The 19,614-nt window shown below is 55.5% G+C and carries 19 protein-coding genes, 1 tRNA gene and 1 pseudogene; 18 read left to right on the top strand and 3 right to left on the bottom strand.

Annotated elements, in window-relative coordinates:
• Positions 1-171: 171 nt before the first annotated feature.
• The 8 genes from NQ492_RS07350 (at position 172) to NQ492_RS07385 (ending at position 9,101) form a co-directional block, all read left to right on the top strand.
• On the top strand, positions 172-738 hold the full coding sequence (locus tag NQ492_RS07350) for a restriction endonuclease subunit S (protein ID WP_015546938.1): 567 nt from the start codon (positions 172-174) through the stop codon (positions 736-738).
• Positions 728-2,254, top strand: coding sequence for a type I restriction-modification system subunit M (locus NQ492_RS07355; RefSeq protein ID WP_015546937.1), 1,527 nt, complete (start codon positions 728-730; stop codon positions 2,252-2,254). Before NQ492_RS07350 ends, NQ492_RS07355 begins: the two co-directional genes overlap by 11 nt.
• 91 nt (positions 2,255-2,345) lie before the next feature.
• A complete protein-coding gene (locus tag NQ492_RS07360; RefSeq protein ID WP_015546936.1) occupies positions 2,346-3,074 on the top strand; it encodes a hypothetical protein in 729 nt (242 codons plus the stop codon).
• Positions 3,068-4,282 carry a restriction endonuclease subunit S gene (locus NQ492_RS07365; RefSeq protein ID WP_015546935.1) on the top strand — a complete coding sequence of 405 codons (1,215 nt, stop codon included), beginning with the start codon at positions 3,068-3,070 and terminating at the stop codon, positions 4,280-4,282. Before NQ492_RS07360 ends, NQ492_RS07365 begins: the two co-directional genes overlap by 7 nt.
• Before the next feature lie 17 nt (positions 4,283-4,299).
• On the top strand, positions 4,300-4,539 hold the full coding sequence (locus tag NQ492_RS07370) for a DUF2188 domain-containing protein (protein WP_083810202.1): 240 nt from the start codon (positions 4,300-4,302) through the stop codon (positions 4,537-4,539).
• Between the two features lie 19 nt (positions 4,540-4,558).
• On the top strand, positions 4,559-5,185 hold the full coding sequence (locus NQ492_RS07375; protein ID WP_044054262.1) for a hypothetical protein: 627 nt from the start codon (positions 4,559-4,561) through the stop codon (positions 5,183-5,185).
• A gap of 8 nt (positions 5,186-5,193) precedes the next feature.
• On the top strand, positions 5,194-8,406 hold the full coding sequence (locus NQ492_RS07380; protein ID WP_015546933.1) for a type I restriction endonuclease subunit R: 3,213 nt from the start codon (positions 5,194-5,196) through the stop codon (positions 8,404-8,406).
• Positions 8,406-9,101: a M48 family metallopeptidase gene (locus tag NQ492_RS07385; protein ID WP_044054260.1), complete on the top strand. Its 696-nt coding sequence runs from the start codon at positions 8,406-8,408 to the stop codon at positions 9,099-9,101. Before NQ492_RS07380 ends, NQ492_RS07385 begins: the two co-directional genes overlap by 1 nt.
• A gap of 103 nt (positions 9,102-9,204) precedes the next feature.
• On the opposite strand, the gene NQ492_RS07390 is transcribed toward NQ492_RS07385, so the two are convergent.
• A tRNA-Cys gene (locus NQ492_RS07390) sits at positions 9,205-9,275 on the bottom strand.
• 278 nt (positions 9,276-9,553) lie between these two features.
• Here NQ492_RS07390 and dprA point away from each other — a divergent pair.
• The 8 genes and pseudogenes from dprA to NQ492_RS07430 all read left to right on the top strand — a co-directional run bounded on the left by dprA (position 9,554) and on the right by NQ492_RS07430 (position 15,683).
• Positions 9,554-10,654: a DNA-processing protein DprA gene (gene dprA, locus NQ492_RS07395; protein ID WP_015546931.1), complete on the top strand. Its 1,101-nt coding sequence runs from the start codon at positions 9,554-9,556 to the stop codon at positions 10,652-10,654.
• A pseudogene (locus tag NQ492_RS07400) lies at positions 10,651-11,433 on the top strand (TatD family hydrolase); the annotation flags it as partial. The gene dprA and the pseudogene NQ492_RS07400, both read left to right, overlap by 4 nt.
• Positions 11,434-11,677: 244 nt before the next feature.
• Positions 11,678-11,983, top strand: coding sequence for a TIGR04076 family protein (locus tag NQ492_RS07405; RefSeq protein WP_015546930.1), 306 nt, complete (start codon positions 11,678-11,680; stop codon positions 11,981-11,983).
• Positions 11,984-11,990: 7 nt separating this feature from the next.
• Complete coding sequence (locus tag NQ492_RS07410) at positions 11,991-13,019, top strand: asparaginase (protein WP_015546929.1); 1,029 nt, start codon at positions 11,991-11,993, stop codon at positions 13,017-13,019.
• Positions 13,020-13,388: 369 nt separating this feature from the next.
• Entirely contained in the window at positions 13,389-14,141 is a 753-nt protein-coding gene (locus NQ492_RS07415) for a MotA/TolQ/ExbB proton channel family protein (protein WP_015546928.1), read from the top strand.
• A gap of 28 nt (positions 14,142-14,169) precedes the next feature.
• Complete coding sequence (locus NQ492_RS07420; protein WP_015546927.1) at positions 14,170-14,589, top strand: hypothetical protein; 420 nt, start codon at positions 14,170-14,172, stop codon at positions 14,587-14,589.
• Positions 14,590-14,603: 14 nt separating this feature from the next.
• Positions 14,604-15,209: an ExbD/TolR family protein gene (locus NQ492_RS07425; RefSeq protein ID WP_022061607.1), complete on the top strand. Its 606-nt coding sequence runs from the start codon at positions 14,604-14,606 to the stop codon at positions 15,207-15,209.
• A gap of 3 nt (positions 15,210-15,212) precedes the next feature.
• Positions 15,213-15,683 (top strand): ExbD/TolR family protein, encoded by a 471-nt coding sequence (locus tag NQ492_RS07430; protein ID WP_022061608.1) that lies wholly within the window; start codon positions 15,213-15,215, stop codon positions 15,681-15,683.
• Between the two features lie 138 nt (positions 15,684-15,821).
• Here NQ492_RS07430 and NQ492_RS07435 read toward each other — a convergent pair whose 3' ends face one another.
• Positions 15,822-16,421: a ribonuclease HII gene (locus NQ492_RS07435; protein WP_015546924.1), complete on the bottom strand. Its 600-nt coding sequence runs from the start codon at positions 16,419-16,421 to the stop codon at positions 15,822-15,824.
• Between the two features lie 67 nt (positions 16,422-16,488).
• On the opposite strand from NQ492_RS07435, the gene NQ492_RS07440 reads away from it, so the two are divergent.
• Both NQ492_RS07440 and NQ492_RS07445 read left to right on the top strand, forming a co-directional pair.
• Entirely contained in the window at positions 16,489-17,520 is a 1,032-nt protein-coding gene (locus NQ492_RS07440) for a hypothetical protein (protein WP_015546923.1), read from the top strand.
• Positions 17,521-17,677: 157 nt separating this feature from the next.
• The gene (locus NQ492_RS07445; RefSeq protein WP_022061609.1) at positions 17,678-18,598 is read left to right on the top strand and encodes an AraC family transcriptional regulator; all 921 of its coding nucleotides are present in this window, start codon (positions 17,678-17,680) and stop codon (positions 18,596-18,598) included.
• 317 nt (positions 18,599-18,915) lie between these two features.
• On the opposite strand, the gene NQ492_RS07450 is transcribed toward NQ492_RS07445, so the two are convergent.
• Entirely contained in the window at positions 18,916-19,362 is a 447-nt protein-coding gene (locus NQ492_RS07450; RefSeq protein WP_022061610.1) for a hypothetical protein, read from the bottom strand.
• Positions 19,363-19,614: the final 252 nt, after the last annotated feature.

Here is a 19,614-nt window from a genome sequence, read left to right on the forward strand (position 1 = left end):
CCCTGAAAGACAAAGAGAATATCCGGTCGGACAGCCGGATATTTTTCTTCACAAAGTGAAGAAACTCGCTTAATCGGAACATTTGTAGAGTTTGTATTGCGATTTTTTCGAAAATAATTTGCTTTTCTCGGGCAAAGCACATACTTTTGTAATGAACCTACAAAGAAAAAAATGGTAAAACTGAAAGATATTGCCACCATCCAGACGGGAGTTTACCTGAAAAGTACCCCTTCGCCCGACACCTGCTACCTTCAGGTGAACGATTTCGACGAGGAGGGGAACATCCGTCCGACCGTCCGACCGACAACCACCGTCAGCTCCAAGGCTGCCCGCCACCTGCTGACAGAAAGCGACCTACTGCTCGCCGCCAAGGGTGGCAAGAATTTCTGCGCCATCGCCCCGACGCAACTCGGGCCGTGCGTGGCCTCACCCTCGTTTCTGATTATCCGAATCGACGACCCGACCCGCATCCTGCCCGAATACCTCTGCGGATTCCTCAATCTGCCATCCACCCGGCAGCTGTTGACGGCGCAGGCCCAAGGGTCGGCCATCGCCTCGCTCAGCAAGGCTGACCTTGAGGAGTTCGAGATACCGCTCCCCCCGCTGGAGCGACAGCGGGCCTGCATCGCCCTCACCCGCCTGCATCGCCGCGAACAGGCCCTCTACAAGGCCATCGCAGAGCGCCGCCGGCAAATCACCGATTATAAATTGACAAAAATATATAAAGATGAACGGTAAAGTTACACAGGAAGAGATCAACAAAGTCGTATGGCAAGCCTGCGACACCTTCCGGGGCGTGATTGACCCCAGCCAGTACAAGGACTACATCCTCACGATGCTGTTCCTGAAGTATGTCAGCGATGTCAGCAAGGCGAAATACAAGGAGTACCTCCAGCGCTACGACGGCGATACGGAGCGTGCCCAACGGGCCATGCGCCGCGAAAGGTTCCAGGTTCCCGAGAAGAGTTCGTTCGACTACCTCTTCGAGCACCGCAACGAGTCCAATATCGGCGAACTGATCGACATTGCGCTGGCCGACCTCGAATTTGCCAACCGCGAAAAGCTGAGCAGCGAGGACGGCAGCGGCATCTTCCGCAACATCAGCTTCAACAGCAGCAACCTTGGCGAAACGAAGGAGCGCAACGCCCGGCTGAAACAACTGCTTATCGACTTCTCGGACGAGCGGCTGCAGTTCGACGAGTCACACCTCGAGAACAACGACGTCATCGGCGACGCCTATATGTTCCTCATCGAAAAGTTCGCCAGCGACGCCGGAAAGAAGGCTGGAGAGTTCTTCACGCCGAAGGAGGTTTCGACCCTGCTGGCTCGGCTGACCAAAAGCGCCCCCGGCTCGCGCATCTGCGACCCGACGTGCGGCTCGGGTTCACTGCTCATCAAGGCAGGCCGCGAGGTGGGCTCCGACAACTTCTCGCTCTACGGTCAGGAGCTCAACGGCAGCACTTGGGCGCTGGCCATGATGAACATGCTGCTCCACGGCTTCGACAGCGCCACCATCCGCTGGGGCGACACGCTGCGCAACCCGAAGCTCAAGGAGGGCGACGCGCTGATGAAGTTCGACACCGTCGTGGCCAATCCGCCCTTCTCGCTCGAAAAGTGGGGCGCCGACGAGGCGGCCGACGACCCCTACAACCGATTCTGGCGCGGCATTCCGCCCAAGAGCAAGGGCGACTGGGCCTTCATCTGCCACATGCTCGAAGTGGCCAACGAACACGGCAAGGTGGGTGTCGTCGTTCCCCACGGCGTGCTGTTCCGCGGAGCCAGCGAGGGGAAAATCCGCCAGCAGACCGTCGAGGAGAACCTCGTCGAGGCCATCATCGGACTCCCGGCCAATCTCTTTTACGGTACGGGCATTCCGGCTGCCATCGCCATCTTCAACAAGGCCAAGACAACGACCGACGTACTCTTCATCGACGCCAGCCGCGAGTTCGAGAATGGCAAGAACCAGAACCGGCTGCGCAAGGAGGACATTGACCACATCGTTACGACCTACCGCCGCTTTGCAAAGAGCGAACTCGCACAGGGTGTCGTCGAGGAGCGTTATGCTTATGTCGCCCGACGCGAGGAGCTTGCCGATAACGACTACAACCTCAACATTCCGCGCTATGTGGACACCTTCGAAGAGGAGCCCGAAATCGACATTGCGGCCATACAGCGGGAGATCGATGCGCTGGAGACGGAGCTTGCAGAAGTACATGTCCGAATGGAGGGTTATTTGAAGGAGTTAGGATTTTAAGGATGCGAATCATACAAGATGAGAACCAAACGCCGGCTTCATTTGAGATAGCTAATCGGGGTGAGACAATGAAAATATAAAGAATTACGCTATGAGTCACGACATAACTCTATCGACCTGGGGTGACATCGGAAATATCATTCTTGGCATTAGTTCCCTATTCACAGCTATTGTTACTGCAATCGTACTCTGCAAACAGCATAAACTGCAACAAAAGCAGCACAAACTGGAACAAGAAAAGCTGAAAATCCAACAAATGGAGCATCAGCCTCTATTTTTCTTCAAACGAGGAAAGGATCATTTGGCGATTTGCAATAGTGGAACAAAATTGAATCGCCCCATCGAGTTTGCCATCGGTTCGATGATCTATGTACAATCCTCCATGTTTCTTCCAGACGGGTTAAAGAATTTCGTATACTGCTGTCCCATCAATATATACAAGGACTGTCGCTGCCAGGAGGAGCTGGATGGAGTCGTTGCCAAATGCCCATTCGTGGAAGAAGATCGAACCAAATTGCACGATATCACATCAAAAATATGGAATAGTCTTGTCCATAGCAAAAAGCTGATACCCAAGCTACCCTACATGACCTCCGTAATAGTCCGAGAGTCCGACTTGATTGCTATTAAGTATCAAGACGTGTATCATATTGACCATACGGTCTATTATCTTGATTCTTCTCCAATCTCCGAGGAAACCTACAACAAGTTGGACAAGATCCGGCAATCGGTTCCAGCTGGCATATATAGTGTCGATAAAGTGAATCTTAACAACATACTGGGAGGAATTCTTCAATTCCGATTTGAAAAAACATGGTAAAGCCAATTACTGCAATGACACACGATACCGACATACCACAAGGCTATAAGGCGACGGCGCTGGGGGTTATTCCGCAGAAGTGGGAGGTGAAATTTTTAGGCGATCTCCTTTCGAGATGTACCAATGGCCTTACATATGATGTCTCCATCACTTGTGGGATTCCTGTTACTCGTATCGAAACCATTTCTACGGGAGAAATAAATTATGCGAAGGTCGGATATATCCCCAATGAAAGTGGATATGAAACCTTCAGAATGCAAAAAGGCGACATCCTGTATAGCCACATAAATAGTCTTTCTCAAATCGGGAAGGTTGCTTATTACAAAGGTGATAAAGAAATTTATCATGGCATGAACCTGCTTTTGCTTAGAGCCAACGAGAGCCTTGATAAGCAATATTTATATTATACGTTGCTAACTGACCATATGCGGCATATGGCTCAAGTAATAGCGAAGCCAGCTGTCAATCAAGCCAGTATTAGCACCAGCGATTTGAAAAGAGTAAAAATTGCTGTTCCGCCCCTGGCGGAGCAGCGGAAGATTGCGGAGGTGTTGGGCGTGTGGGATGAGGCGATTGAAAAGCAGGCGCGGCTGATTGAAAAACTCGCCCTGCGCAAACGCGGCTTGATGCAGCGACTCCTCTCCGCAAAACTCCGTCTCCCCGGTTTCTCCGACCCCTGGAAAGAGCTAAAAATAAATAAAATAACAATAATAAGAAAAGGCGAACAAGTCAATAAAGACGTATTGTTCTCTAACGCAAAATATCCTGTCATAAATGGAGGAATTACTCCTTCCGGGTATTTAGATATATACAATACGAAGGCAAATACTATCACAATAAGCGAAGGCGGCAATTCGTGTGATTATGTCAACTTTATGACTACACCCTTTTGGAGTGGAGGACATTGTTATACGATTGAAGCAAAGGATGGAATAAATAATCTATGTATCTATCAATTACTCAAAAACAATGAGAAATATATCATGTCTTTACGAGTAGGATCAGGATTACCCAATATTCAAATTAAAGATCTTGGAAATCTTAAATTCATGATTCCCACCTATCAAGAGCAAACCGCCATTGCGGAGGTGTTGACCGCGTCCGACCGCGAGATTGAGCTGGCCAAAGAGAAGCTCGAACGGCTCCGCCGTCAGAAACGCGGCCTGATGCAACAACTCCTAACCGGCAAAAAACGGGTGAAATATTAACTAAATTTTTTACGACTATGACAAAACGTAAAGAAATTCATGTAGTTCCAAACTCTGACAGGGGTGGCTGGGACGCAAAAAACAACAATGCAGAACGAGCCTCCAAGCATTTTGAGAGAAAACAAGATGCAATGGACTGGGCGAGACAAAAGGCACGTAATGATGGCGCCGAACTAATTCCTCACGGAAGAGATGGTCGAATCCAAAATCCGGACAGCCACGGCAACGATCCGTGCCCTCCTAAAGACAAAAAATAATAATTCTAAAATTTATATTATGGCTGAAAAAATAGAAATCAGTTTGACAGACTTCGTTGGTTTTGTCAACAAAATGGGAACCGCTAAACAGAATCACGTAAAGACGATTAAGGAACGCCCCGAATATGAACCTTATATGGATTTTTATAAGGCGATTCGAACTGCAATTATCAATCTGCACAAGAAAAAACAGAGCAAAGACATCCTTGATAAAGTCCTTGAGGATTTAACAGATGAAAAGAAGAAAAAGTGCTACCCTGAAATTGTTGCAGGATATAAAAAATTTTTAGGCAGGAAACAGTTCGAATGGATTAAACCTCCTAAAAAAGATTGGAAGATAGGGAACATCGTCATTACCATCAATCCAGAGATTGGTCTGGAAGAGAAGAAAAAGGACGGGACTTCAAACTTCTACATCGTAAAGTTGTATTTTAAGGATGATGCTTTGAAAAAAGCCCAAGCAGATCAAATACTCACCTTGATGGAAATGCAATTAAGAAGCAAAATGAAAGAACCTGAAATTAAATTTGCCATCTTGGATGTTCGCAGAAATAAATTCCATGTAAAAAAAGACCACGACTTAAAAGAACTTCCCTTGTTACAAGGTGAAGCACATAGTTTCGCAACTATCTGGGATAGTTTATAATCTTAATTATGTCCATCTCCTTCAAAGAAGACCATATCAGCCAGATCCCCGCGCTGCTGATGCTCGAAAAGTTCGGGTACACATACCTCACACCCGATGAGGCGCTGGCCCTGCGCGGCGGGAATCTCGCCAACGTGCTGCTCGAACCCGTGCTGCGCAAACAGCTCGCCGCCATCAACGTCGTGCAAGTCAGCTCGATGCGAACTACCGTATTCTCCGAGCAGAACATCACCGCCGGAATCGACGCCCTGCGCAACATCCCGATGGACGAGGGGTTCATGGAGGCTTCGCAGACGGTCTACGACCTGCTCACCTCGGGCAAAACCCTCGAACAGATTGTCGACGGCGACCGCAAGAGCTTCGTGATGCAGTACATCGACTGGAAGAATCCGCGCAACAACGTCTTCCACGTCACGGAGGAGTTTGCCGTCAGCCGCACGGGGATGACCGACACCTACCGGCCCGACATCGTCCTCTTCGTGAACGGCATTCCGCTATGCATCATCGAGTGCAAGCGTCCCGACGTGAAGGACTCCATCGAACAGGCCATTTCGCAGCACCTCCGCAACCAGAAGGCCGACGGCATCCGTTCGTTGTACCTCTACTCGACGCTGCTGCTGGCCATCAACCGCCAGGAGGGCAGTTACGCTACGACGGCCACGCCCGAAAAGTTCTGGGCGCGGTGGCGCGAGCAGTTTACCGACCGCGAGGAGGAGGCCCGTTACCGGCAGGAGCTGGAACGGGTGGTCAACGAGCCGCTGTTGGACGACAAGCTCTTTGGAGAGCGGTTCGACTATGTGCACCGCAATTTTGAGGACCTTTACAAACAGCCGGTCACCCCGTCGGTGCAGGACGAATACCTCTACAGCCTCTGCCGGCCCGAACGGCTGTTGCAGCTGATGTACGGTTTCACGCTCTACGACGACGGCATCAAGAAGGTGGCACGTTACCAGCAGTATTTTGCCGTGCGGCAGACGATGCAACGCATCCGCCACATCGAGGGCGGGCGGCGGCGCGGCGGCGTCATCTGGCACACGCAGGGGAGCGGCAAGTCGCTGACGATGGTGATGCTGGCGCAGGCCATCATCCTCGACAAGGAGATTCGCAACCCGAAAATCATCCTCGTAACCGACCGCACGGACCTCGACCGACAGATTACGGGGACGTTCCGCAAGTGTCAGATTCGCGTCGAGAACGCCACGACGGGGAGCAAGCTCGTCGAACTGCTCAACAGCAAGAGCGATGCCGTCATCACGACGATTATCAACAAGTTCGAGACGGCCGTGCGCGGCATCCGCACCCCGTTGACCGACCCCAACATCTTTGTGCTGATCGACGAGGGGCACCGCAGCCAGTACGGCGAGATGGGCATCAAGATGGAGAAGACGCTCCCGAATGCCTGCTTCATCGCCATGACCGGCACGCCGCTGATGAAGAAGGAGAAGAACACGGCCCGGAAGTTCGGCGGCATCATCCAGCCGGTCTACACGGTGGATCAGGCCGTGGCGGACAAGGCCGTCGTACCGCTGTTGTATGAGGGTCGCATGGTGCCGCAGGTGGTACACGAGGAGACGATTGACCGCTATTTCGACAAGATCTGCGGATGGATGAGCGACGCCCAGCGGGCCGACATGAAGAAGAAGTTCAGCCGTGCGGACCAGCTCAACCAGACGCAGCAGCGCATCTACGCCATTGCGTGGGACATTTCGCAGCATTTCCGGGAGAACTGGCAGGGGTCGAAGTTCAAGGCGCAGCTGGTGGCTCCGCGCAAGCGCATCGCAATTCTCTACAAGCAGTATCTCGACGAAATCGGCATCGTCTCGTCGGAGGTGCTCATCACCTCGCCCGACACCCGGGAGGGGGAAGACGAAGCATTCGGCGAGACCTCGAACGTGGAGGTGGCCTTCTGGAAGCGCATGATGGATGAATACGGCACGGCCAAAAAGTACGAGGCAAGCATCATCAACCGCTTCAAGAACAGCGACAAGCCGGAGATTATCATCGTCGTGGACAAACTCCTGACGGGATTCGACGAACCCCGCAACACGGTGCTCTATCTCGACCGCAAGTTGAAGGACCACACGCTGCTGCAGGCCATTGCCCGCGTCAACCGCGTCTGCGAAGACAAGGAGTTCGGGTATATCATCGACTATTACGGCGTATTGGGGTCGCTCAATTCGGCGCTGGAGCTCTACACCGATTTCGACAAGGAGGATCTGGAGGGAACCTATACGGACATTTCGGAGGAGGTGGCCAAGCTGCCCCAGAAGCATGCCGAGTTGTGGGACCTCTTCAAGGAGGTGCGCAACACAACCGACTTCGAGGCCTTCGGCAATGTCCTGCGCGAGGAGGACCGGCGCACGCTCTTCTACGAAAAGCTGCGGGCCTTTGCCCGGACGCTGAAGGTAGCGCTTTCGTCCATCGTATTCCATCAAAACACGCCTCAAGAAGAGGTCGAACGGTACAAGCACGATCTGGCCTTCTTCATGAAGCTCCGTAATGCCGTGCAGGAGCGCTACTCCGACACGGTGGACTACAAGCAATACGAAGGGCAGATTCAGAAGCTGATCGACACGCACATCGAGAGCGGCGAGGTGCAGGTCATCACCGACCTGGTGAACATCTTCGACAAGGAGCGGTTCGCCGAAGAGGTGGAGAAAATCTCCGGAAAAGCAGCCAAAGCAGACACGATTGCCTCGCGAACGGCCAAGTACATCACCGAGAACATGGATACCGATCCGGCCTTCTACAAGAAGTTCTCGCAGATGCTCAAGGAGACCATTTCGCAATACGAACAAGGGCGAATCGACGAGGCAGAGTATCTGACCCAGGCGACGGACCTGATGAACAAGGTGCTGAATCATACCGACAGCGAGATTCCCGACGTGCTGAAGGATAACAATGCCGCGCGGGCCTACTTCGGATTGAGTCTGGAGGTCTACAAGTCGGTCATAAAGCCCGAACAGGGGCTCGACCTGACGCAAATCGCACTCGACACGGCCAGCCGGATCGACGCCATCATTCGTCAGCACATCTTCGAGAAGGGGACACTCATTGTCGACTGGCCGCTCAAGGACAGGTTGGTCGGCATGATGAAGCTCGACATCGAGGACTATCTGATTGACGAGGTCAAACGCAAGTATGATCTGTCGATGACCTTCGACGACATGGATGCCATCATCGACCGGGCGGTCGACGTGGCTCAAAAATGGTTCCGGTGATGCAGCAGATATTCGTCTACGGAAAAGAGACGATTCCCTACAGCGTGCTCTTTTCCGCCCGCCGGACACTCGGAATCAAGGTATATCCATCCGGCGAGGTCGTTCTGCTGGCTCCGGAAGGGACGCCGGAAGAGGTTATCGAGCAGAAACTCCACAAACGGGCGCCGTGGATTCTTCGGCAGCAGGCCTATTTCAAGGATTTCGGGATTCGGAGTCCGGAAAAACGGTATGTCAGCGGAGAGTCGCACTACTATCTGGGAAAGCAGTTCCTGCTCCGGGTCTCGGAAGGCAAAACCAACAGCGTCCGCTACAAGGGGCGCTGCTTCGAAGTGGTATGCACCTCTCCGGACAGGGCCCGGGAGTTGATGAGATCCTGGTACCGCGAACACGCCAAACTCAAGTTTGCCGAGTATGCGGAGCCAATCATTTCCCGATTTGCACGGTACGGAGTTGCGCCAACCTCACTCTATGTCCAGGAGATGGAAAACCGTTGGGGCAGCTGCACCCCCAAGGGGAAAATCATTCTGAATACGGAACTCATCAAGGCGCCGCGTCCCTGCATTGAATATGTTATTACGCATGAGATGTGTCATCTGCTGCATCCCGACCATACCGCGGCCTTCTTTACCCTGCTCGAAACCGAGATGCCCGACTGGCGGCGTTGGAAAGACAAGTTGGAGCGATTCATGATGTAGGTGCAAACTGCTTCAAAAGCATCATCCGTCCTCCCCGTATGACAAATGTATGACAAATCAAAAAGAAAACCGCGTTGCAGATAACTGCAACGCGGTTTTAGTGAGGTCTGAAGCGGATTCGAACCGCTGTACAAGGTTTTGCAGACCTTTGCCTAGCCACTCGGCCATCAGACCATCATCTTTCCCGCTGCGCCCTCTCTACACCAACCTAACCCTATCAGCTCTCTCCGCTCCCTTTCACACAACCGGAACTCAAACCGAAAAACGGCCCCTCTCCGGCCCGGGGAGCGTTCGGAACTAATTTCCAAGCGCATCGGGAGTGCAAATATACGAACAATTCTGATTTTTGCAAAACTTCTGCCCAACTTTGCATTATTTCCCGAATAAATTCCCGTTATTTCCCAAAAACCGCTACCTTTATCATCTGCAAAAACGATTTTTCATTCGCGGCTATGACCATCGAAGATATTGCCCTTCAGATGACTCCGGGCATCGGTATAAAAGGAGCCGTGCATCTGCTGGAGCTGTTCGGCGATGCGCGGAGCATTTTCGCCGCCACCGCCGATGAACTCGTCGCCAAAGCCGGCCTGCGTCCCGACACGGCGCAGCAGATCGTCCGCCGGAAGGGATTTCCGGCCGCCGAAAAGGAACTCGCCCACTGTCGCCGCAACAACATTGCGGCCGTCGCCTCCACCGACCCGGAATACCCGGCGCTGCTGCGCGAAATCCCCGATTATCCCCACGTAATATACATAAAGGGCTGCGTCGAAGCCCTCTCGGCACGTTGTATCTCCATCGTCGGGACACGCGAGGCGACCCCTTACGGACAGACGGCCTGCAACCGGCTGGTGGAAGGGCTTGCAGAGCGCATACCGGGGCTTTCGGTGGTCAGCGGGCTGGCGTTCGGCATCGACGTTGCGGCGCATCGCGCTGCGCTTGCAGCAGGCGTACCGACCGTCGCCGTGGTGGCCAACCCCCTGCCCGGGGTGACGCCCGCCCAGCATACGGACGTGGCGCGCGACATACTCGCCCGCGGGGGTGCGCTGGTCACGGAACTGCATTCGCAATCGAAACAGAACGGCAACTTCTACCTGGCGCGGAACCGCATCATCGCAGGATTGAGCGCGGGGTGTATCGTCGTCGAGTCGCCCGACAGCGGCGGTTCGCTTTTCACGGCCCACTGCGCCGACTCCTACGACCGCACGGTGATGGCCGTGCCGGGACGCATCACCGACCGGGCGTCGGCCGGGACGAACCACCTGATCCGCAACCGCAAAGCGCAATTGGTGCTGACAGCCGACGACGTGATCCGCGAACTGATGTGGGACCTCGGGGAGAATCCCGCAACGCTGCGCGCAAAACCCCCGACACCGGAACTGACACCCGACGAAGCGGGATTGCTGGGCTGTTTCCGCACGGACGACCCGCTTTCGGTCGAGGCGCTCGGCGAGCTGACGGGGCTGAATCCCGGCGAGCTGGCGACGCTGCTCGTGGGTCTGGAGCTGGCAGGAGCCGTGCGCCAGCTGCCCGGAAACCGATATATGAAGCTATGAAACTGACAGATACGCATTCACACCTTTACGACGAAGCGTTCGACCGCGACCGCGAAGAGGCTTTGGCGCGCGCCGCGGCCGAAGGGGTCGGGCAGCTGCTGCTCCCGGCCATCGACTCCGAAAGCCACGAACGGCTGTTCGGGCTTTGCCGCCGCCACCCGCAGCGGTGCATCCCGATGATGGGCCTGCACCCCACGTCGGTGAACGACAATCCCCGCTGGCGCGACGAACTCGCTCTGGTCGAAAGTTACCTCCGGACGCCGCCCGAGGGAATCGCGGGGTTCTGCGCCGTGGGCGAAATCGGGCTGGACCTCTACTGGAGCCGCGACTTCCGGGAAGAGCAGGCCGAAGCCTTCCGCCGCCAGATCGACCTTTCGCTGCAATACGGACTGCCGATCGCCGTGCATACGCGCGACGCCTGGCCCGAAACCGTCACCATCATGCGCGAATACCGCGGCCGGGGCGTCCGGGGCGTTTTCCACGCCTATTCCGACGGAATCGAAACCTATCGCAAACTGAAGGAGTGCGGCGATTTCGTTTTCGGAATCGGCGGCGTAGTGACCTTTAAAAAGAGCAGGCTGGCCGAGGTCGCGGGCGAAATGGAGCTGCGGGACCTCGTGCTCGAAACCGACTGTCCCTATCTGACGCCCGCGCCTCACCGGGGCGAGCGCAACGAATCGGCCTGGGTGCGTTACGTCTGCGAAAAAGTCGCCCAAATCAAGGGACTGACCCCGGAAGAGGTCGCGGAAGCGACGACGGCCAATGCCGAAAGGATGTTCGGACGGCCGCAAAACCGGCCCGCCCCCAGTCATGGCCGGAAGTTTTTCGATGCGCCCGAGGCGAATCGGCAGGCCGCAGCTCCGCCCTGCGGAGGCCTGCCCGCAACTGCGTTTCGAGCGGACCCCCGCGAGCTGCCGCCTGAAAACGCGACCGAAGTTCCGGAGAACGAATCTTCCGACCACGCATCCCCCTCGTCAGACAACGGCCTTTCCCGGCCCGAAAGAGCATAACACGACACCGGACATGAAAAAAATAAAGATCACGGTCTTGCGCAAGACCTGCCACAGGGATCTGATGGAGCAGTACGAAAATCCCATCGAACATGCCTGCGACCTGTACGAAGGGCAGGTTTTCACGACCGACGGCTGGCGGAAACCCGACGGATTGTGCGACAGCGCCTGGCAGACGCTTTCGCCGTTCGTCATGACGCTGGCACACGGCGGCACGAACATCTACGAGGGCTGGATGAAGAATCCCGCCTCGGCGATGATCTCCTGCAACGACGGGTTTCGCCCCGTGAGCTTTCTGATCGAAACATTAGAGAAATAAAAACGCTATGCGATCCTCCATTCTGATCATCTACACGGGCGGGACCATCGGCATGAAGACCGATGCCGCCACCGGGGCGCTGGTCCCCTTCGATTTCAGCGGCATCTACGACGAATTCCCCTCGCTGAAACGCCTCAACGTCGACATCGACGTACACACGGTGTCGCCCGTGATCGACTCGTCGAACGTCGAGCCGGCGAACTGGGTGGCCCTGGCCCGCCTGATCCGCGACAACTACGCCCGCTACGACGGATTCGTCGTGCTGCACGGAACCGACACCATGTCCTATACGGCATCGGCCTTGAGCTTCATGCTCGAAAATCTCGCCAAACCCGTGGTCTTCACCGGAAGCCAGATTCCGATCGGCGTGCTGCGCACCGACGGGCGCGAGAACCTCATCACGGCCATCGAAATCGCCGGAGCGCGCATCGGCGACCGGCCCGAGGTCCCCGAAGTGTCGCTCTATTTCCAGAACCGGCTTTTCCGCGCCAACCGCACTACCAAACGCAGCGCCGAAGCCTTGAGCGCCTTCCGTTCCTACAACTACCCGCCGCTGGCCGAAGTCGGCGTCAACATCGCCTACAACCTCCCGGCGATCCTGCAACCCGAAGAGTCGCCGGCGGAACTGCGCATCGCCACGAAGCTCTCCGGAGGCATCGAGCTGATCAAACTCTTCCCGGGAATGGGCGAGGAGATCCTGCGGGCCATGTTCTCGGCTCCGGGGCTGCGGGCCGTGGTGCTCGAAACCTTCGGCGCGGGCAACGCCCCCACCTCCGAATGGTTCATCCGCGTCATCGAAGAGGCCGTCGCACGCGGAATCATCCTCCTCAACATCACGCAGTGCGGCGGGGGCCGCGTCTCGATGGAGTTGTACGAAACAGGGCTTAAACTGCAAAAAACCGGCGTCCTGTGCGGCTACGACATGACCACCGAGGCAGCCGTGACCAAACTGATGTACGTACTCGGGCTGGGGCTTCCGGACGACGAGACACGCATGCTTCTGCGCAAGCCCCTGCGCGGAGAATTTACGGCATAAGCCATTGCACGTAACAAATTTTTTTTCTATATTTCGCACTGCTAACGTACCCTTTCCGCCGGGACCATTGGGCGGAGGCCGGCGTAGCGCACAGGCAAAAAGATTGATTTACAACTACTTGATCGGGTCCGGGGTGAATTATCCGGGATTCGGCTCTACGTGCAGGAATAACCTTTCGCAACTGCGCCGGAGCACAAAAGGACGCCGCAAAGGCTGCGAAAGACAAAAAAAATAATTATTTTTAGCGAAAAAATAACCCGGCGGAAACGCCCGAAAAGAAAAGAGGCCCCGACCGGCCGGAAAAACGAAGAAACCAAAACACAACAATAAAAAATCAACTAATCAAAATTTAATTTATCCAACACAACTATGAAAAAACTTTTTTTGATTCCGTCGGCTGCCCTGTCCGTATTGGGTACCGTTAGTGCGTTCGCACAGGATGCCGCTGCCGCAACCGAAACGGTTGTCGCTGAAACCCAGATCGCAGGCGACAGCATGCACCACGTCATGATGCAGAAGTTCCTCGAAGGCGGCTGGGAGTGGATGCTTCCGGTGCTCCTCTGCCTGGTGATCGGTCTGGCCGTGGCCATCGAGCGTATTCTGTACCTGTCGCTTTCGACGATCAACTCGAAGAAACTCATCGCATCCGTCGAGGAGGCGCTCAAGAACGGCGGCATCGAGGCTGCCAAGGAAGTTTGCCGCAACACCCGCGGTCCGATCGCTTCGATCTACTATCAGGGTCTCGACCGTTACGACCAGGGTCTCGACGCCGTCGAGAAAGCCGTCGTTTCCTACGGTTCGGTTCAGACCGGCCAGATGGAGTCGGGTCTTTCGTGGATCGGCCTGTTCATCGCCCTTTCGCCCATGTTGGGATTTATGGGAACCGTCGTCGGTATGATCGCGGCGTTCGACGCCATCCAGGCTGCCGGTGACATCAGCCCGACGCTGGTTGCAGGCGGTATCAAGGTCGCCCTGCTGACGACCCTCATGGGTCTTATCGCGGCGGTTGTTCTTCAGCTGTTCTACAACTATATCGTTTCGAAGATCGACTCGCTCGTGAACGATATGGAGGATTCGTCCATCACGCTGATGGATATTCTGACGGCTTACAACAAGAAATAATCGAACGCTGAAATAGTCAAAAGCAATTATGAAAAAGATTTTAAACATATTGCTGGGTATTCTGATGGCTATCACCGTAGTCCTCATGGTCTACGCGATCGCTACCGGCGGCTCGGACGCATCGATCAGCGTGAACCTGATGTGGGGTTACTTCCTCTTCGTGTTCGCTGTCGCTGCGGCCATTTTCTGCGCCGTTTTCGGAATGATTCAGAACCCGGCAGGCATCAAGGGAACCATCCTGTCCCTGGCGTTGATCATCGTTATCGTGGGCGTGTCGTACTTCTACTCGGCAGGCCACACGGTGAACATTGTCGACCTCCAGAACAACGGGTTCTTCGGCCACGGTGAAACCGTAATTACCGAAACGAGCATCCTCGTAACCTATGTTGCATGCGTCGCCGCATTCGTGACGGCCGTAGCAACCGAGATCTGGGGCGCATTCAAATAACCGAGTAAGACACAATGGCAACAGATAAAAGAAAAATCCAGGAGATCAATGCCGGTTCTATGGCCGACATCGCCTTCCTGCTGCTGATTTTCTTCCTGGTGGCCACTACCATGAATACCGACACGGGTCTGGTGCGCATGCTTCCGCCGATGCCTCCTGAGGATCAACCCCAGGATGAAATCAAGGTCAAGGAGCGCAACCTCTTCCTGGTGTTCATCAACGGTAGGGGCGACATCATGGCAGGAGCCGCAGGAAAACAGGAGGCGATCGACCTGCGTCAACTCAAGGACAGGACCAAAGAGTTCATCCTCAATCCGCTGGATGACGAGAACCTGCCCGAGAAGGCGAACAAGGACATTGAACTTCCCGACGGCGGCAAGTGGGTATATCCCGTGAGCGAAGGCGTCGTCTCGTTGCAGACGACCCGGGATACGGGCTACCAGTCCTATATCATGGTGCAGAACGAACTCACGCGCGCATTCAACGAAGTGCGTGACGAAGTGGCACAGCGTAAATTCGGCGCAAAATTCGCGGATCTTCCCGAGGAGTTGCGCAATGCAGTATCGAAGGCCGTACCTCTGAAGATTTCGGAGGCTGAACCGCGTAACATTAAGAAGTAAGCCATGGCAGTAATGAAAAAGAAGGGCAGCAAAGGTCTGCCCCCTATCTCGACCGCTTCGCTTCCTGACGTGATCTTCATGATCCTCTTCTTCTTTATGGTCTCGACGACCATGCGCGATCAGGAACTGCTGGTGAGATACAAACTTCCGGAAGCTACCGAAGTGCAGAAACTCGAGAAGAAATCGCTCGTAAGTTTCATCCACATCGGTCCTCCGGCAATGACGATGCAGGCAAAGTTCGGAACCGCGCCGCGCATCCAGTTGAACGACTCTTACAAATCGACCCGGGACATCCTGGACTTCGTTGCCGCCGAGCGCGACAAACTCTCCGAAGCCGACCGCGCTTCGATGACGATCTGCCTCAAGGCCGACGAAGCTACGAAAATGGGTATCGTGACCGACGTCAAGCAGGAGCTGCGTCGCGCCAACGCCCTGAAACTCTCCTATGCGGCTTCCAAGTCGCTGGGTTACTGATCCGGAGATTTCTTTTTGAAAAAGAGCAGGCTTACAGCCTGCTCTTTTTGTTTGACCGGGAATGCCGGGAATGTGCGGCAAATACGCGACAAATACGCCGCAAGCACCGGAAACGTCAGAGAGAGGAGGGGAGGGGCGTCAGAAAGGGAGTTCCAACTGATCAATCTCGTGGTTGAACGTCAGCCGGTGGTGGGGCGTGAGGCCGTGCTCGCGGATCGCCAACCGATGCTCGCGCGTCGGATAGCCCTTGTTCTTCGCCCAGCCGTATTGGGGAAACTCTTCGGCGATGCAGAGCATGTACTCGTCACGATGGGTTTTGGCAAGCACCGAAGCCGCGGCAATGTCGGCGTATTTGCCATCGCCCTTGACGATGCAGCGCCAGGGAATTTCGAGACGTGTGCGGAACCGGTTGCCGTCGATGGCCAGAAACGCCGGAGCGGGATCGAGGCGCGCCACAGCCAGCGACATACCCTCGAACGAAGCGTTCAGGATGTTGATTTCGTCGATCCGTGCGGCGGAGACCGCCTCGACAGCCCATGCGACGGCCTCGCGCTCGATGACGGCCCGCAACTTTTCGCGGTTGCGCTCGGTCATCTGCTTCGAGTCGTTGAGCAGCGGGTCGTGGAAATCGGGCGGCAGCATCACGGCCGCCGCAAACACCGGCCCGGCCAGACATCCCCGCCCGGCTTCGTCACACCCGGCCTCCGGAAGGTCGTATTGATACTGGTTTTCTAACATCGCACCACAAAGTTACGGATTATTCCGGCTTTTTTCGCTAATTTTGTCCGGAGAAAAAGCCCCCGACATGAAATTCGACATCGCACGGCAGCCGCTCGTTCCGGCCTTCCTGACCCTCGCCGCACTCGCCGTCGTCGCGATGTGGAACGCAGGCGGCCCCGCCGTGTCCATGGCGGTGCAGGCCGGCCATGCCGCAGGAACCGTCGATATAGGCCGGAATGCCGCCGGCGCACTTGCGGTCTCTTCCCCCGGGGAACTGCTGGCGCAGTTCCAGGCCGCACATCCCGTCTGGGCGCGCTGGATCGCCGGACTGCTGATGCTCTTCACGGGCATGTCCGTCGGGCGCCTCACCGTACGCTACAACCTCTACTCCGTCGGAACCTGTCTCGCCATCCCGCTCTACGGAGCGATCGCCTGCGGCCTCGCCGTCGGCGGCGACTGCCTGACGACCTTCGCCGCATCGGCCCTGCTGGCCCTCGCCACGAAGAATTTCTGCCGTTCGTACTGCAACGGATTCGGCTTCGACGCCATCTTCCGCGCCTCGCTCTACATCGGACTGCTGCCGCTCGTCGCCACGGCCGCAGCGCCGCTCCTGATCCTGCTGCCGCTGGCCGTCATGCTTTTCCGGCGCACGCTACGCGAAGTCGCCGTCGCGGTTGCGGGCCTGCTGCTGCCCGCTCTCACGCTCTGCTACGTCAACTGGGCCGCCGGAGGCGAGTTTCTCGCTCAGGTCGCGGAACCGGGAAGCGCATTCATCGCCGGAACGCCGCTGTCGCTGTTCCTCTCGACGCCCGTGCAGAACCTCGTCCTGCCGGGAGCCGTCTTCCTCCTCGACCTGACGGCCCTGCTGTTTTTCCTCTCGGACATCTACGCCCTCGGCACCAAACCGCGTCTCATATTCATATTCAATATAAGTGCGCTCCTGCTGACCGCCGCCGCACTGTGCGGTCCCGCCGCCACACCTGCAACCGTCGCCCTCGCGGCGGTGCCTTCGGCCGTCCTGCTGCCCTTTATGTTCGTGCGCATCCACCGGGCGATCGCCCTTCCCCTCTACCTGCTATTGCTCGCCTCTGCCGTCATTAGCGCAGTTTTACAATAATCTATTTAGTTCGAAACATAGCACAAACGGTTCTATTTGCCACTTTGTGCCCAAATGTGCTATTGCTTATGGTAGATTGAAAAGTTTTAATTGTATATTTGAGAACGAACAACAGTGACGCAATGCTTTGTTCAGAAAAACTTAAATTACAATTACTATGAAGAATTCAATGAATTCGTCGGTTCAACAACCGATGATTGTGAAGTATGTCGAGTCGCTTCACAACGGTATCCAGTCGCAGGCCCTTTCGCGCTATGCAATCGGCTACATCCTCCGCGGAACGAAGTACATCTACGACGGCGATAAGCGTCAGACACTTTCGCGCGGCGACGTTTTCTATCTGGGCATCGGACACCACTACATTGAGAACTTCCCCGAAGGCGGCCAGCCGTTCGAGCAGGTGCTCTTTTATTACACGCCCGGCGACCTGCAACGCATCCTGATGCATCTGAACATCACCTACGGGCTGAACATTTCGAACGAACATTCGTGCGAAAACTGCCGCAACCGTTCGCACGTCACCATGCCCGCGTGGAACTCGCTGCGAAACTTTTTCATCAACACCAACAACTACCTGCGCGACGAGGATTTCCGCCACGACGAGACAGCCGAGAACATCAAGATGACCGAGTTGATCTACCTGATCGCCTCGCACGAGGATTGCTGCATCAAAAGCAAGCTGTTGAGCAACGTCGACGCCGCGAAGGAGAATTTCGAACAGACCGTCTACGACCACATCTTCAAGGACATTTCGATCGAGGAGCTTTCGAAACTCACCAACCGTTCGCTCACCTCGTTCAAAAAGGAGTTCCGCCGCCACTTCCAGATGCCGCCCCACAAGTGGTACATCCGCCAGCGGCTGATGCACTCGCGCCTGCTGCTGATCTCGACCTCGAAATCCATCTCCGAAATCGGCAACGAATGCACGTTCCCCAACACATCGCATTTCATCAAACTCTTCAAGAAGGAGTATCAGATGACGCCCGCCACCTACCGGCACAAGCACCTCACGTCGCTGGTCCCGGAACCCGCCCTCAACGAAACGGCGGAAGCTGCGGAAATGCGCGAGGCGCTTTAATCAAAAACTTATAAACACGCAGGTATTTTAAAAATTTTAATTATAATCTATAAACAAAATTACGTTAGGTTTTAGAAAAATGTTACAAAACATTTGGAGTTTCATAAATTTCAATTACCTTTGTGTAACAAACGTGGGATTCTCTCACTCTCATTAACCTAACTAACCTAACCAGAGAGGTCCGATACCGGCAGGTGTCCGACCTCTTTTCTTTTGCGTGTTTGCGGGCGGGCGCTCTTTTTTGCGGGCGGGCGCAGAGCCGGACCATCAGCGGCAAGGCTCCGCACCCGACAACCCGCCTTTCAGGCGGGCGCACGCTAAACTCCGGCTTTCAGCAGAGGGTATCCTTCCCGGAACAGCGGATCATCCGCCAGCATGGCGCGCAGCCGTGCGTCGCCCGCGCAGCAGGCCGTCGCCGTTTCGGCCATCCGCAGAAAGCGAAGCCGCAGGAACCGGCAGGGAAGCATCTCGGTCCCGTGGTCGTAATAGTCGCCGTCGAGGCAGGCGAGCGCCGCGTCCCGGTAAGCCCGCACGGCCGACGGGTGCGACCCGATGCGGAGAAAGAAATCGCCGAGCCGCTCCCACTCCACGCTTTCGGCAAAGGCGCGCCGGTCGGCGCAGCATTTCAGCCCCTCCGCCCTGCGGACGGCCCGGAGGTGTTCCTCCTCCACGGCTTTGCGAAGATCCGCATCCAACAACAGTTCGTTTCCGCGCAGGCGGGCTGCAAGGCGGTAATTCGCCTTGCCGGTTTGCATTGTTTTCATAAAAGCACATTTTGAAATTAGACAAACGCCGGAGCCTGCCGAAGCGAATCAAAAAACGCAACAGGGCGTAATATCCCCGTCGATGCGGTCTTCGACAGACTGCCGATTTTCAAATGTGCGAATGATATGCAGGTAAAAGAATCACATAATTTCCGGACAAACGGCCCGGGTCATGCCGGAGATAACCGTTGCGGGGACAAATATAAGGCAAATTTCGGCTTCCTCCAAAAAAATCCGCATCCCCTCCGGCGC

This window comes from Alistipes shahii WAL 8301 (genome assembly GCF_025145845.1).
In the GTDB taxonomy this organism is placed as follows: domain Bacteria; phylum Bacteroidota; class Bacteroidia; order Bacteroidales; family Rikenellaceae; genus Alistipes; species Alistipes shahii.